This is a genomic window from Paraburkholderia sp. MM5384-R2, from assembly GCF_014201025.1.
Classification (GTDB): domain Bacteria; phylum Pseudomonadota; class Gammaproteobacteria; order Burkholderiales; family Burkholderiaceae; genus Paraburkholderia; species Paraburkholderia tuberum.
Genome location: NZ_JACHDI010000001.1, coordinates 422,387 through 436,874, shown reverse-complemented (window position 1 = coordinate 436,874; position 14,488 = coordinate 422,387). Strand labels below are relative to the sequence as shown.

The 14,488-nt window shown below is 65.6% G+C and carries 13 protein-coding genes; 8 read left to right on the top strand and 5 right to left on the bottom strand.

Features of this window, described 5'->3' with window-relative positions; translation table 11 throughout:
- Nucleotides 1–19: 19 nt before the first annotated feature.
- From HDG37_RS02080 to HDG37_RS02070, 3 genes are all read right to left on the bottom strand, one after another.
- The gene (locus HDG37_RS02080; RefSeq protein WP_184043915.1) at nt 20–391 is read right to left on the bottom strand and encodes an SMR family transporter; all 372 of its coding nucleotides are present in this window, start codon (nt 389–391) and stop codon (nt 20–22) included.
- A gap of 24 nt (nt 392–415) precedes the next feature.
- Nucleotides 416–2,257 carry a glycosyltransferase family 39 protein gene (locus HDG37_RS02075; RefSeq protein ID WP_184043913.1) on the bottom strand — a complete coding sequence of 614 codons (1,842 nt, stop codon included), beginning with the start codon at nt 2,255–2,257 and terminating at the stop codon, nt 416–418.
- 111 nt (nt 2,258–2,368) lie between these two features.
- Complete coding sequence (locus HDG37_RS02070; protein ID WP_090804589.1) at nt 2,369–2,743, bottom strand: Mth938-like domain-containing protein; 375 nt, start codon at nt 2,741–2,743, stop codon at nt 2,369–2,371.
- Nucleotides 2,744–3,198: 455 nt separating this feature from the next.
- Here HDG37_RS02070 and HDG37_RS02065 point away from each other — a divergent pair, with 455 nt between their 5' ends.
- The 6 genes from HDG37_RS02065 to HDG37_RS02040 all read left to right on the top strand — a co-directional run bounded on the left by HDG37_RS02065 (nt 3,199) and on the right by HDG37_RS02040 (nt 9,616).
- Nucleotides 3,199–4,446, top strand: a complete 1,248-nt coding sequence (locus tag HDG37_RS02065) for a pyridoxal phosphate-dependent aminotransferase (RefSeq protein ID WP_311540856.1) — start codon at nt 3,199–3,201, stop codon at nt 4,444–4,446.
- Nucleotides 4,447–4,548: 102 nt separating this feature from the next.
- Nucleotides 4,549–5,880, top strand: coding sequence for a homoserine dehydrogenase (locus HDG37_RS02060; protein ID WP_090804593.1), 1,332 nt, complete (start codon nt 4,549–4,551; stop codon nt 5,878–5,880).
- 8 nt (nt 5,881–5,888) lie between these two features.
- Nucleotides 5,889–7,340 (top strand): threonine synthase, encoded by a 1,452-nt coding sequence (thrC, locus tag HDG37_RS02055; protein WP_184043909.1) that lies wholly within the window; start codon nt 5,889–5,891, stop codon nt 7,338–7,340.
- 213 nt (nt 7,341–7,553) lie between these two features.
- Complete coding sequence (gene glp, locus HDG37_RS02050; protein ID WP_184043907.1) at nt 7,554–8,780, top strand: gephyrin-like molybdotransferase Glp; 1,227 nt, start codon at nt 7,554–7,556, stop codon at nt 8,778–8,780.
- Nucleotides 8,781–8,825: 45 nt separating this feature from the next.
- Complete coding sequence (gene moaD, locus HDG37_RS02045) at nt 8,826–9,083, top strand: molybdopterin converting factor subunit 1 (RefSeq protein ID WP_184043905.1); 258 nt, start codon at nt 8,826–8,828, stop codon at nt 9,081–9,083.
- Between the two features lie 56 nt (nt 9,084–9,139).
- Nucleotides 9,140–9,616 (top strand): molybdenum cofactor biosynthesis protein MoaE, encoded by a 477-nt coding sequence (locus HDG37_RS02040; protein WP_090804601.1) that lies wholly within the window; start codon nt 9,140–9,142, stop codon nt 9,614–9,616.
- Nucleotides 9,617–9,688: 72 nt separating this feature from the next.
- On the opposite strand, the gene HDG37_RS02035 is transcribed toward HDG37_RS02040, so the two are convergent.
- Nucleotides 9,689–10,243 carry a group III truncated hemoglobin gene (locus HDG37_RS02035; protein ID WP_184043903.1) on the bottom strand — a complete coding sequence of 185 codons (555 nt, stop codon included), beginning with the start codon at nt 10,241–10,243 and terminating at the stop codon, nt 9,689–9,691.
- 266 nt (nt 10,244–10,509) lie between these two features.
- On the opposite strand from HDG37_RS02035, the gene HDG37_RS02030 reads away from it, so the two are divergent.
- Nucleotides 10,510–11,040 (top strand): Rrf2 family transcriptional regulator, encoded by a 531-nt coding sequence (locus tag HDG37_RS02030; RefSeq protein WP_184043901.1) that lies wholly within the window; start codon nt 10,510–10,512, stop codon nt 11,038–11,040.
- A 170-nt stretch (nt 11,041–11,210) separates the two neighbouring features.
- On the top strand, nt 11,211–13,808 hold the full coding sequence (gene clpB / locus HDG37_RS02025; protein WP_184043899.1) for an ATP-dependent chaperone ClpB: 2,598 nt from the start codon (nt 11,211–11,213) through the stop codon (nt 13,806–13,808).
- A gap of 179 nt (nt 13,809–13,987) precedes the next feature.
- Here the strand turns inward: clpB and HDG37_RS02020 are convergent, their stop codons facing one another.
- Complete coding sequence (locus tag HDG37_RS02020) at nt 13,988–14,419, bottom strand: YidB family protein (RefSeq protein WP_018418148.1); 432 nt, start codon at nt 14,417–14,419, stop codon at nt 13,988–13,990.
- Nucleotides 14,420–14,488: the final 69 nt, after the last annotated feature.

Genomic DNA, 14,488 nt, shown 5'->3' with positions numbered 1-14,488 from the left:
CCTACGCGGGGCGCCGCGCCTAGCTGCGCGCGAGCACGACCACGCCGACGAGAATGATGCCGATGCCGACCAGCTTCTGCACCGACATCACTTCGCCGAACAGGTACCACGCGGCGATCGCGTTGACGACGTAGCCCAGTGACAGCATCGGATAAGCGATCGACACGTCCACGCGCGAGAGCCCGATGATCCACACCGCCACGCTGATCACGTAGCAGGCGAGTCCGCCGATGATCGGCGGCTGGGTTGCCAGCCTGAAGCCGATGGGCAGGATGTTCGCACGGGTGAATTCGAAGTGTCCAACGGCATTCGTGCCGGCCTTGAGCAGCAGCTGCGCGCCGGCATTCAGCGTGACGCCGGCCAGGATGCAGAACAGGGAAATCGGGTTCATCGAACGGTCTGGTTCTCGAAAGGGTTAGGGCTTTGCCGCGGGCGTGGAGACGGGGGCCGGCGTGGCCGATGCCGCGGGCCTCACTTCCACGACTGCCGAGGCGGCGTTAGCGGGGGTAGCGGGTGCTGCTGCCGCGGCTGCGGCCGGGGCGGCGGCAGCCGCGTCGGCGAGCGGCTTCATCACCACCACGCGGCGCGGATCGCGCGCGATCACCTGCATCGGCACGCCTTGCTTCACGAGGCGGTCGTAGGTCGGCGGCGGGATCAGCGCGAGCGCGTAGCGTTCGGCCTTCCAGCGCGCGATCCACGCGTCGACCGTCGGCACCCATTTTTGCGGCTCGACGGACACGCCGAATGCGAGCTCGTCCGGGTGCGCGACCATGATCATCGTGTGGCCGACGTAGAACGGCAGCGTGTGGTCGAGCACGCCGACCGAGTAGAACGGCGTGTCGGGCGGCAGCTTCGCGAGCTCGGCCTTGATCGCGGGCGCGAGCGGCGCGCCGGAACTCAGGCGCCCGAACACGTCGTGGCCGGTGCCCGCGATGGTGCCGAGCAGCAGCCAGCCCGCGCCGAACGCGGCGAGGCTGCCGAGACCGACTCGCGCGTTGGCGCCCACGCCGCCCTGGCCGCGGCGGTTCAGCCACAGCGCGAACAGCGTGAGCGCGAACGCGACGGCTAGCGCGGCGAGCACCCACACGCGGTATTCGGCGTACAGCTCGGCCGGATTGCGCGCAGTGCCGAAGCGCGGCAGGAACAGCGCCGCGAACGCGGCGACCACGAAAAACAGCGCGTAGCCCGCCAGATGCCGGCGCAGCTGCTCGCGCGTGACGAGCGGCAGATACATGCCGATCAGCATCGCGATCGGCGGCGCGATCGGCAGCGTGTAGGACAGCAGCTTCGAGTGCGACGCGCTGAAGAACAGGAAAATGAAGACGATCCACGTGAGCATCAGCGTGACCGGCGCGAAGCCATTCGGCTGACGCGGCTGGCGCCACGCGTGGCGCACGCTTTGCACGGTTACCGACAGCCACGGCAGGAAGCCCACCAGCAGCACTGGCACGAAGTAGTAGAACGCGCCGGGGCGATTCTGCTCGGGCGTCAGATAGCGCTTGAACTGCTGAACGACGAAGAAGAAGTTCAGGAATTCCGGATTGCGCTGCTGCACGAGGACGAACCACGGCGTCACGATCGCGAAAAAAACGATCAGCCCGCTCACCAGATGCAGACGCTTCCACAGCGCCCAATCGCGCGCGATCAGCGTATAGAGCACCAGCACCGCGCCCGGCAGGATCAGCCCGACCAGGCCCTTGGAGAGCACCGCCAGCGCCATCGACGCCCAGCACACCCACATCCAGCCGCGCACGCATGGGGGCCGCAGGTTCGGGCGCTGGGCGAGCAGCAGCGCGCACAGCGTGAGCGCCATCCAGAGCGACAGGCCCATGTCGAGCGTATTGAAGTGGCCCATCAGGTTCCAGTACGGCGAGCAGGCGAGCACGAGTGCCGCGAACACGCCGGTCGCCGCGTTGAACACGCGGGCGCCGGTAAAGCCGATCAGCAGCACGCCGGCGAAGCCCGTCAGCGCGGTGTAGAGGCGCGCCTGCCATTCGCCGATGCCGAACCACGCGAACGTCAGCGCGTTCGCCCAGGTTTGCAGCGGCGGCTTCTCGAAGTACTTGTAGCCGTTGTAGCGCGGCGTGATCCAGTCGCCGGTCAGGAACATTTCGCGCGCCATTTCGGCGTAGCGGCCTTCGTCGCTCGGCAGCAGATGGCGCCAACCGAGCGGCACGAACCAGATCACGGCGAGAACCAGCACCAGCAACAGGATCGCGGTGCGATTGAGCGGTAGCCTCGACGGCGTATCGTTCATGAAATATCAACCCTTCTTGTTATCGACGGCGCGCGCACGGGCGCGACGCGGGGGGCCAGAACCGGGCCGGCCGGGGTGCGCCGGCGCGGGATGCGCCGGCGCCGGGCACGCTCAGGCCTCGATCAGCAACGCGGCCGCGACCTTGCGGCCCTCGGCCATCAGAATGTTGTAGGTGCGGCAGGCGGCCTTGAAGTCCATCGTTTCTACGCCGATGCGTTTCGCGGTCAGCGCGGCGGTCAGGCGCGGGTGCGGGAAGCGCAGCCGCTCGCCGCTGCCGAACACGACCACTTCGGGCGCGGCGTCGACCAGCATCGCGAAATGCTCGGCGCTCAACTGCTCGAACGACGAGACGGGCCAGGGAATGACCGGCGCGTCCGGCAGCACGAGAATACTGCCCGCGTGACGCACCAGATTGATTTCGACGTAGTCGGCGCCGTAGCCGGTAACGGTATTGAGCGCGCCGCTGGAATCCTGATGTAATTTCAAATTGGTTTTCCGAAGTCGTCGTGAGACGTCATGCGTGTTGCCGGCCTGGCTGCACGTCGCACAGGCCGCGCGGTTCGACGCGTGTGACACACGAGAAGGCCGAAAAGGCTTGCCGATGCGGGTGGTGCATTGCGGAAGTCGGCCAAAATCCGCTAAATTATAACTTTTTAGCCGCCTTGCGGCGCCCCTCGCTCAAGTGCCGCCACAAGCCGCGCTGGGCGCATCGCCGTGGCCCACCGGCCACCTGGGTTGGCATCGCCCGCTTTCGCTGCGTTTTTTCCACGCCGGAACCCGGAAAGCCGGGGCCGCTCGACAGTTCGACCCCATTTCGCGGCTGGCCGCCGTCGCCGGCGCCGCCGCGTCCGAATTCCCCGTAGCGGTGAATCCGCGCGGCCCGGCGTCGTCAGCCAGGCCCCGTTTGCCCAAGGTCTGCCCCAGCCATCAACCAGGATGAAGTGCCCGCCGTGAAACCGATTCTCAAATCCAACAAGTTGTTGAATGTCTGCTACGACATTCGCGGGCCCGTCCTCGAACATGCGAAGCGGCTCGAAGAAGAGGGTCACCGCATCATCAAGCTGAACATCGGCAATCTGGCGCCGTTCGGCTTCGAGGCGCCCGACGAGATCATTCAGGACATGATCCTGAACCTGCCCAGCTCGTCGGGCTACTCCGACTCGAAGGGCGTGTTCGCCGCGCGCAAGGCGATCATGCACTACACGCAGCAAAAGGGCGCGCACGGCGTCGAGCTGGACGACGTCTACATCGGCAACGGCGCGTCCGAGCTGATCGTGATGGCGCTCCAGGGCCTCGTCAACGACGGCGACGAAGTGCTGCTGCCCGCGCCCGATTACCCGCTGTGGACCGCCGGCGTGAGCCTCGCGGGCGGCACGCCGGTGCACTACATCTGCGACGAGTCGAATAGCTGGATGCCCGACCTCGATGACATCCGCGCGAAAATCACGCCGAACACGCGCGCGCTGGTCGTGATCAACCCGAACAACCCGACCGGCGCGCTGTACTCGGACGAACTGCTGCTCGGCCTGATCGAGATCGCGCGCCAGCACGGCCTCGTGATCTTCGCCGACGAGGTGTACGACAAGATCGTCTACGACGGCAAGACGCACACGTCGATGGCGTCGCTGTCCGAAGACGTGCTGACCGTCACGTTCAACAGCCTGTCGAAGAGCTACCGCTCGTGCGGCTATCGCGCCGGCTGGATGGCCATTTCGGGCCTGACCGGCGAGAACCGCCGGCTCGCGAAAGACTATCTGGAGGGGCTCGGCATCCTCGCGTCGATGCGGCTGTGCCCGAACGTGCCCGGCCAGTACGCGATCCAGACCGCGCTCGGCGGCTATCAGAGCATCAACGACCTGATCGTGCCGGGCGGGCGCCTGTACAAGCAGCGCGAGCTCGCCTACGACATGCTGACGGCGATCCCCGGCGTGAGCTGCGTGAAGCCCGAGGCGGCGCTGTACATGTTCCCGCGCCTCGACCCGAAGGTGTATCCGATCCAGAACGACCAGCAGTTCATCCTCGACCTGCTGCTCGAAGAGCGCGTGCTGCTCGTGCAGGGCACCGGCTTCAACTGGAAGACGCCGGATCACTTCCGTGTCGTGTTCCTGCCGAACGTCGACGACCTCGCGGATTCGATCAACCGGATCGCGCGCTTCCTCGACGGCTACCGCAAACGTCACACAGCCTGAGCCGGGGTCGCGTACGATGTGGCGCCTGATGTGTCAAATGAGGCGCGCCGCTCGTGCCACCCCCGACACCCTTTTCAAACCTCTACTAGAAACACACGCTGCATGGAACCGATCAAAGTTGGACTGCTGGGCTTCGGCACGGTAGGCAGCGGGACCTTCACGGTACTGCGCCGCAATCAGGAAGAAATCAAACGTCGCGCGGGTCGCGGCATCGAGATTGCGCGCATTGCCGTGCGCAACCCGGCCAAGGCGACCGCGGCGCTTGGCGGCGAAGCCGGCAGCGTGGCGCTGACCGATGACTTCAACGCGGTCGTCGACGATCCTTCGATCGCGATCGTCGCGGAAATGATCGGCGGCACCGGCATCGCGCGCGACCTCGTGCTGCGCGCGATCAACAACGGCAAGCACGTGGTCACCGCCAACAAGGCGCTGCTCGCCGTGCATGGCACGGAGATTTTCGAGGCGGCGCGCGCGAACGGCGTGATGGTCGCGTTCGAGTCGGCGGTGGCGGGTGGCATTCCGATCATCAAGGCACTGCGCGAAGGGCTGACGGCGAACCGCATCCAGTACATCGCGGGCATCATCAACGGCACGACGAACTACATCCTGTCGGAGATGCGCGACCGCGGGCTCGATTTCGCGACCGCGCTGAAGGCCGCGCAGGAGCTCGGCTACGCGGAAGCCGACCCGACCTTCGACATCGAGGGCGTCGACGCGGCGCACAAAGCGACGATCATGAGCGCGATCGCGTTCGGCGTGCCGGTGCAGTTCGACCGCGCGTACGTCGAAGGCATCAGCAAGCTCGCCGCGATCGACATCAAATACGCCGAGGAGCTCGGCTACCGCATCAAGCTGCTCGGCATCACGCGCCGCACCGACAAGGGCATCGAGCTGCGCGTGCACCCCACGTTGATTCCGGAAAAGCGCCTGCTCGCGAATGTGGAAGGCGCGATGAACGCGGTCGTCGTGCACGGCGACGCGGTCGGCACGACGCTGTACTACGGCAAGGGCGCGGGCGCCGAGCCGACGGCTTCCGCCGTGGTCGCCGATCTCGTCGACGTGACGCGTCTGCACACGGCCGACCCCGAGCACCGCGTGCCGCATCTGGCATTCCAGCCGGACAGCCTGTCGAACACCCCGATCCTGCCGATCGAAGAAGTCACGAGCGGCTACTACCTGCGCCTGCGCGTCGCCGACGTGACCGGCGTGCTCGCCGACATCACGCGCATTCTGGCGGACACCGGCATTTCAATCGACGCGCTGCTGCAAAAGGAATCGGAGCTCGTCGACGCGAACGGCAAGGGCGAAACCGACATTCTGCTGATCACGCACGAGACGGTCGAAAAGCAGGTCAACGCCGCGATCAGGTCGATCGAGGCGCTCGAGACCGTCGTCTCGCAAGTCACGAAGCTGCGCATGGAAGCGCTGAACTAGGCCGAACTATGAACTACCTCTCCACGCGCGGCGCCGGTGCCGGCGAGCGCCATACCTTCTCCGAGATCCTGCTCGGCGGTCTCGCGAAAGACGGCGGCCTGTATCTGCCGGCCGACTATCCGCGCGTCACCGCGGACGAACTCACGCGCTGGCGCACGCTGCCGTACGCGGATCTCGCCTTCGAGATCCTGTCGAAGTTCTGCGACGACATTCCCGCCGACGACCTGCGCGCACTGACGCGCAAGACCTATACGGCCGCGACCTACTGCAACGTGCGCGACGACGAAAGCGCCGCGCAGATCACGCCGCTGAAGACGCTCGGCGTCGAAGACGGCGCGCCGCTGTCGCTGCTCGAACTGTCGAACGGTCCGACGCTCGCGTTCAAGGACATGGCAATGCAGCTGATCGGCAACCTGTTCGAGTACGCGCTCGCGAAGCATGGCGAAACGCTGAACATTCTCGGCGCGACGTCGGGCGACACCGGCAGCGCCGCTGAATACGCGATGCGCGGCAAGAAGGGCATCCGCGTGTTCATGCTGTCGCCGCACAAAAAGATGAGCGCGTTCCAGACCGCGCAGATGTACAGCCTGCAAGACCCGAACATCTTCAACCTCGCGGTGCAAGGCGTGTTCGACGACGCGCAGGACATCGTGAAGGCGGTGTCGAACGATCACGCGTTCAAGGCGAAGTACAAGATCGGCACGGTCAATTCGATCAACTGGGCGCGGGTCGTCGCACAGGTCGTCTACTACTTCAAGGGCTACTTTGCCGCGACGAAGTCGAACGCCGAGCGCGTGTCGTTCACGGTGCCGTCGGGCAACTTCGGCAACGTGTGCGCGGGTCATATCGCGCGCATGATGGGTCTGCCGATCGAGAAGCTCGTCGTCGCGACCAACGAGAACGACGTGCTCGACGAGTTCTTCCGCACTGGTATTTACCGTGTACGCAGGGCGGCCGAGACGTATCACACGAGCAGCCCGAGCATGGACATCTCGAAGGCATCGAACTTCGAGCGCTTCGTGTACGACCTGCTCGGCCGCGATCCGGCGCGCGTGCTGCAACTGTTCCGCGACGTCGAGGAGAAGGGCGGTTTCGATCTCGCGGCAAGTGGCGACTTCGCGCGCGTAAGGGAGTTCGGTTTCGTGTCGGGCAGCAGCAGCCACGACACCCGCGTCGACACAATCCGCGACGTGTTCCAGCGCTACGACACGATGATCGACACGCACACGGCCGACGGCGTGAAGGTCGCTCGCGAGCATCTGCAACCCGGCATTCCGATGATCGTGCTCGAGACCGCGCAGCCGATCAAGTTCGGCGAGACGATCCGCGAGGCGCTGCTGCGCGAGCCGGAGCGCCCGGCGGCGTTCTCGGGGCTCGAGTCGCTGCCGCAGCGCTTCGAGGTCGTGCCCGCCGATGCGCAGCGGGTGAAGGACTTCATCGTCGCGAATACCGGCGAATAAGGGCGAGCGGGCCGCGTGTCGCTTCGCGTTGATCGACGCTCACGCCCGCACTACGAGAAAACGCTGGCCGCACCCTCCGCGGCCACGCACCGAAAAACATCAAAAGCTCCCCATAACGCCCGGCCGCCCAGGCTAACGGCATCGGCCGCTACAATGTTCTTTTAACCTGCGGCTTCCACCCTCCAGATGTCCACACCCACGCCCCGCGCCCCGATGCTCGCCACTGCCGATGCGCTGGCGATCCTGCTCGACGCCGCGCGCGCGCTCGACGGTATCGAAACGCTGCCGACGCTCGACGCGCTGAATCGCGTGCTCGCCACCGACGTCACGTCGCCGCTCGACGTGCCGCCGATGAACACGAGCGCGATGGACGGCTACGCGGTCCGCATCGCCGATCTCGCGCACGGCAGCCGCCTGCCGGTCTCGCAACGCATTCCGGCCGGCCATGCGCCGACGCCGCTCGCGCCCAACAGCGCGGCACGCATCTTCACCGGCGCGACGGTGCCCGCCGGCGCGGACGCGGTCGTGATGCAGGAGCAGACCGAGGCGGCTGGCGACGAGGTGACGATCGTGCATCGTCCGCAGGCGGGCGAGTGGATCACCGCACAGGGCGCCGATATTCGCGCGGGCTCGGTGATCCTGCCGGCCGGCACGCGGCTCACGCCGCAGGCGTTGGGGCTTGCCGCGTCGGTCGGATGCGCGCGGCTCGAGGTGCGCCGCCGCGTGAAAGTCGCCGTATTCTTCACCGGCGACGAACTGACGATGCCCGGCGAGCCGCTGAAGCCCGGCGCGATCTACAACTCGAATCGCTTCACGCTGCGCGGCCTGCTCGAGAAGCTCGGCTGCGACGTGACCGACTATGGCATCGTCGCCGATCAACTCGACGCGACCCGCGCGACGCTGCGCGCAGCCGCCGAGGCGCACGATCTGATTCTCACCTGCGGCGGCGTGTCGGTCGGCGAGGAGGATCATGTGAAGCCGGCGGTGGAGGCCGAAGGGCGTCTGTCGATGTGGCAGATCGCCATGAAGCCGGGCAAGCCGCTCGCGTTCGGCGCGGTGCGGCGTGGTGCGGGTGGTGCAAATGGGGGCGAGCCGGCCGAAACGTTTTTCATCGGCCTGCCCGGCAATCCGGTGTCGAGCTTCGTGACGTTCCTGCTGTTCGTGCGTCCGTTCGTACTGCGGCTGGCCGGCGTGCAGGCGGTCGCGCCGCGCGCGCTGTCGCTGCGCGCGGACTTCACGCAGGGCAAGGCCGATCGCCGCAACGAGTTCCTGCGCGCGCGCGTCAACGTGGCGGGAGGGCTCGATCTGTTTGCCAATCAGAGTTCGGCCGTGTTGACGTCGACCGTGTGGGGCGACGGTCTGATCGACAATCCGCCGAACCACGCGATCAGCGCAGGCGAAACCGTGCGCTTCATTCCGTTTTCCGAACTGTTGAACTGAGGCCGGTCGTCCGCGGCATGCGCGGCGTAGACCGGCGATATCCCGATGAAGATTGAACTCCGATACTTTGCGAGCGTGCGTGAAGCGCTCAATACGTCCGACGAAAGCGTCGAGGTGCCCGACGGCATCGCGACCGTCGGCGATGTGCGCGCGTGGCTGCGCGTGCGTGGCGGCATCTGGGCCGAGACGCTCGCCGAAGGCCGCGCGCTGCGCATGGCCTGCAACCACGTGATGACCGGCGCGAGCGCCCGCATCACCGAGGGCTGCGAGGTCGCGTTCTTTCCGCCCGTCACCGGCGGCTGAACCGCGCTCTCGTCCATCACGTTCACGCCAGCGACAAAAGCCCTCAGGAGCCGTCCATGCCCGTTCGCGTCCAGACCGAAGACTTCGACCTCAGCGCCGAGGTGGCCGCGCTGCGCGCGCGCAATCCGAGGATCGGCGCGCTCGCGTGCTTCGTCGGCACCGTGCGCGATCTCAACGAGGGCAGCGCGGTCGAGACGATGGAGCTCGAGCATTATCCGGGCATGACGGAGAAGTCGCTCGAGGCGATCGTCGAGCGTGCGCGCGAACGCTGGCCGGGCATCGAGGTGCTGATCGTGCATCGCGTCGGCAAGCTGTATCCGCTCGATCAGATCGTGCTCGTTGCGACGACGGCCGCGCATCGCGGCGACGCGTTTGCGTCGTGTGAATTCGTGATGGACTATCTGAAGACCGAAGCGCCATTCTGGAAGAAGGAGAAAACCGACGCGGGCGAGCGCTGGGTCGACGCGCGCGTGACCGACGATGCCGCGCTCGCGCGCTGGGGAATCGATTCGGGAAATCGGACTCCGGAGTAAACGAGTCGCGGGCCGCGGAGTTGCGACGGCGCACGCGGCGTCTTTGTGTGAGGGGCGTCGGCGCGTCGACGTTCACTCGTCCCGCGAGCGTCCGATGATCGGCACCGGGAACGGCTCCCCAGCCGGCCGCGACGGATGCTCGCCATCGTCGTCAACGTCGCCAACTCGCGGCCGACGCTTCGGCGCCACCCGCTCGAGCAGCGCCTGCTGCTCCGGCGGGATCTTGTAATCCCAGCCGAAACGGCTCAGCTGCAGACTCTGCGCGATCCGCAGCGCCGGCTCCATGAAACGGACCGCCGCGGCCGGCTGATAGCGCGATTCGACCGTATCGAGGAACAGATACAGCCAGCGGCTGAAATGCTGCGGCTCGATGCCTTCGAGCGGCTGATGCGCCTGCTGCACGTTGCCGCGATACTGCTTCGCGCCGAGCACGAGGCTGCTCCAGAATGTGCACATCTTCGGCAGATGGTCGTCCCAGCGGCCCGCGAGCTTCGCGTCGAAGACCGGACCGAGCAGCGGGTCGGCACGCACGCGATCGTAAAAGCCATGGACGAGGTCGCCGATATTGGCGTCGGTGGGTTCGGCCGCGCGTTCGACCGGCGGCGCGGCGGGGAAAGACGGATTCATGCGGATTCCAGAAAATTGCGGTTGCCGATGACGGCTGAACTGAACCTTGACCCCCCCGTTTTTCTAACAAACGGTTGATGCGGAAAAAGCTACTATTGCTATCCGAAACAGTTTTGCAGCGCGATTCGGGGAACGACGCCCGCCGGCCAGTCATGCCAGCCAGTCATGTTAGGGCGTAGCGCTCGTTCCCGGCAACCCTTGTCTCGACGCGGTTATCGGGACATTCAAGGCACGTGCTCGCAGCCTTTCAAGCTATACCGGGACCTATGAGACTTACCGACTATACGGATTACGCGCTGCGCGTGCTGCTGTACCTCGCGGTACGGGGCGACGGATTATCGACGATTCAGGACATTTCGCAAGCCTACGGCATCTCGAAGAACCATCTGATGAAGGTCGTGCAGCAGCTGGGCGAGCTCGGCTGGGTCGAAACCGTGCGCGGCCGCAACGGCGGCTTGCGGCTCGGCGCGCAATCGCTGTCGCTGACCGTCGGCGACGTGGTGCGGGTCACGGAAAGCGACTTTGCGCTGGTCGGCTGTCTGCCGGACCGGCAGGGCCAACAGCGGCCTTGCGTCATCACGACGCAGTGCCGGCTGCGTGGCGCGTTGCAGGCGGCGAACCTCGCTTTTCTCGCCGAGCTCGATCGTTTTACGATCGGCGAAGTCGCGCAACCGAAAAGTCCGCTCGCGGCGTTGCTCGGGTTAGGCTCCACGATTCAGATGGTGCCGCTGCCGATTACGGTGGTATCGGATAGCACGCGCGGCGGCAGTCCGGCGACGCTGGGCCACAAGAACTAGAACATCCGGCCGGCTCCGGGGTGCGCAAACCCGCCCCGCCGCGCCACTGGGGAAGGATCGCGGCAGTTCTTGCGCTCAAATGTTAAATAGTTGCGACCGAGGCCAAAAAAGCGCTTGAAACCCTAATAAAACGCCTCATTTTGGTGGTAATCGAAATTGGAGGTCTCTTGATGAGAATCGACAAACTCACCACTAAATTCCAGGAAGCGCTTGCGGACGCCCAGAGTCTGGCGGTTGGCCGCGACAATCAGTACATCGAACCCGTCCACGTGCTCGCGGCACTCGTCGCGCAGCAGGACGGCTCCGCTCGCTCGCTGCTGTCGCGCGCCGGCGTGCATGTACAACCTCTACAAACCGCACTGAACGACGCGGTCACGCGGCTGCCGCAAGTGCAGGGCACCGACGGCAACGTGCAGATCGGCCGCGAACTGACCGGTCTGTTGAACCAGGCCGACAAGGAAGCGCAGAAGCTCAACGACACGTTCGTCGCGAGCGAAATGTTCCTGCTCGCAGTCGCCGACGACAAAGGCGAGGCCGGCCGTCTCGCGCGCGAGCATGGGTTGTCGCGCAAGGCGCTCGAAACCGCGATCGCCGCGGTGCGCGGCGGCTCGCAGGTGCATAGCCAGGACGCCGAAAGCCAGCGCGAAGCGCTGAAGAAATACACGATCGACCTGACCGAGCGCGCCCGCGCAGGCAAGCTCGACCCCGTGATCGGCCGCGACGACGAAATCCGCCGTTCCATTCAGATCCTGCAGCGCCGCACCAAGAACAACCCGGTGCTGATCGGCGAGCCGGGCGTCGGCAAGACCGCGATCGTCGAGGGGCTCGCGCAGCGCATCGTCAACGGCGAAGTGCCGGAAACGCTGAAGAACAAGCGCGTGCTGTCGCTCGACATGGCCGCGCTGCTGGCGGGCGCCAAATATCGCGGCGAGTTCGAGGAGCGCCTGAAGGCGGTGCTCAACGACATCGCGAAGGACGAAGGGCAAACCATCGTCTTCATCGACGAGATTCACACGATGGTCGGCGCCGGCAAGGCCGAAGGCGCGATGGACGCGGGCAACATGCTGAAGCCGGCGCTCTCGCGCGGCGAGCTGCATTGCGTCGGCGCGACCACGCTCGACGAATACCGCAAATACATCGAAAAGGATGCCGCGCTCGAGCGCCGCTTCCAGAAGGTGCTGGTGGACGAACCGTCGGTCGAGGCGACCATCGCGATCCTGCGCGGTCTGCAGGAGCGCTATGAGCTGCACCACGGCGTCGACATCACCGACCCGGCGATCGTCGCGGCGGCCGAGCTGTCGCATCGCTACATCACGGACCGCTTCCTGCCCGACAAGGCGATCGATCTGATCGACGAAGCCGCGTCGAAGATCAAGATGGAAATCGACTCGAAGCCGGAGGAGATGGATCGGCTCGACCGTCGTCTGATCCAGCTGAAGATCGAACGCGAAGCGGTGAAGAAGGAGAAGGACGAAGCGTCGCAGAAGCGTCTGCAGCTGATCGAAGAGGAAATCGAGCGGCTCAACCGCGAATATTCGGACCTCGATGAAATCTGGACCGCGGAAAAAGCGGCGGTGCAGGGCAGCGCGCAGCTGAAGGAAGAGATCGAGAAGACGCGTGCGGAAATCGTGCGTCTGCAGCGTGAGGGCAAGCTCGAGAAGGTGGCTGAATTGCAGTACGGCAAGCTGCCGGGTCTCGAGGCTCAACTGAAGGAAGTCACGCGCGCCGAAGCCGAGGAGCAGAACAGTCCGAAGCGTCCGCGTCTGTTGCGCACGCAGGTCGGCGCGGAAGAGATCGCCGAGGTCGTGTCGCGGTCCACCGGTATTCCGGTGTCGCGCATGATGCAGGGCGAGCGCGAAAAGCTGCTGCAGATCGAGTCGAAGCTGCATGAGCGCGTGGTCGGCCAGGACGAGGCGATCAGCGCGGTCGCCGATGCGATTCGCCGCTCGCGCGCGGGTCTGTCGGACCCGAACCGTCCGTATGGCTCGTTCCTGTTCCTCGGGCCGACCGGCGTCGGCAAGACCGAGCTGTGCAAGGCGTTGGCGTCGTTCCTGTTCGATTCGGAAGAGCATCTCATCCGTATCGACATGAGCGAGTTCATGGAGAAGCACAGCGTCGCGCGTCTGATCGGCGCGCCGCCGGGTTACGTCGGCTACGAGGAGGGCGGTTATCTCACCGAGGCCGTGCGCCGCAAGCCGTATAGCGTGATCCTGCTCGACGAAATCGAGAAGGCGCATCCGGACGTGTTCAACGTGCTGCTGCAGGTGCTCGACGACGGCCGCATGACCGATGGCCAGGGCCGCACCGTCGACTTCAAGAACACGGTGATCGTGATGACCTCGAACCTCGGTTCGCAGGTCATCCAGGCGATGGTCGGCGAGCCGCAGGAAGCCGTGAAGGACGCCGTGTGGGAAGAGGTGAAGCTGCACTTCCGGCCCGAGTTCCTGAACCGGATCGACGACGTCGTCGTGTTCCATGCGCTCGATCGCTCGAACATCCAGTCGATCGCGCGGATCCAACTGCAGCGTCTGCACGAGCGGCTCGCGAAGCTCGACATGCAACTGGTGGTGTCGGACGCGGCGCTCGAGCACATCGGCAAGGTCGGCTACGACCCGCTGTTCGGTGCGCGGCCGCTGAAGCGGGCGATCCAGCAGGAGATCGAGAACCCGATCGCGAAGCTGATTCTGGCCGGCAAGTTCGGTCCGAAGGATGTAATTCCGGTCGAAGTGGACGACGGCAAGCTGCTGTTCGAGCGCGTCGTGCACTGAAGGCGATGGCTTGACGATGCGAAGGGACGATAGCAGGCGAGTCGTTCCCGCCAACGTTAAGAAACCGGCAACGAAGGTGACTTCGTTGCCGGTTTTCTTTTGTTCGCCGATTTCAAACCGGTGGCATCACCGTGGAGCGAAGGTCTCTGCAAGCCGCCAGCGCATGGCGCACAGCGTGCTTAAGCGTTGCCCTTGTTGCCGAGCAGCGCCGACAGGCCGCCGAGCGCGCCGAGCACCGTGGTCGCGTTCAGCTTGCCATCGGCCGGCACTTCGCCTTCCGGCGTGGCCGCGTTGACGACGTGCGGCAGGATCTGCGACAGCAGACCCGTCACCTGATCCGGCTGGACGCCGGCCTTGGCGGCGAGACCGGTCACGGCTTCCGAGCCCAGCACGTTATGCAGCGCGTCGGGTGCGATCGGCTGGTTTTCGCCATTGCCGACCCACGACGACACGACGTCGCCGAGGCCCTTTTCCTGGAAGCGCTGGATCAGGCCGTTCAGGCCACCAGGCTGGTTGTTGACGAATTCGAGCGCGGCGGCGATCAGCGCTTGCTGGCCGCCGCCTTCTGGCGATTTGCCAAGCAGGGAACCGATGGTGTCGAGTAGGCTCATGACGGTCTCTCTTCAATGCCGGCGCGTATGACGGCCGGGCGGGTGACGTCGACGCGCGGTTGCGCGTCG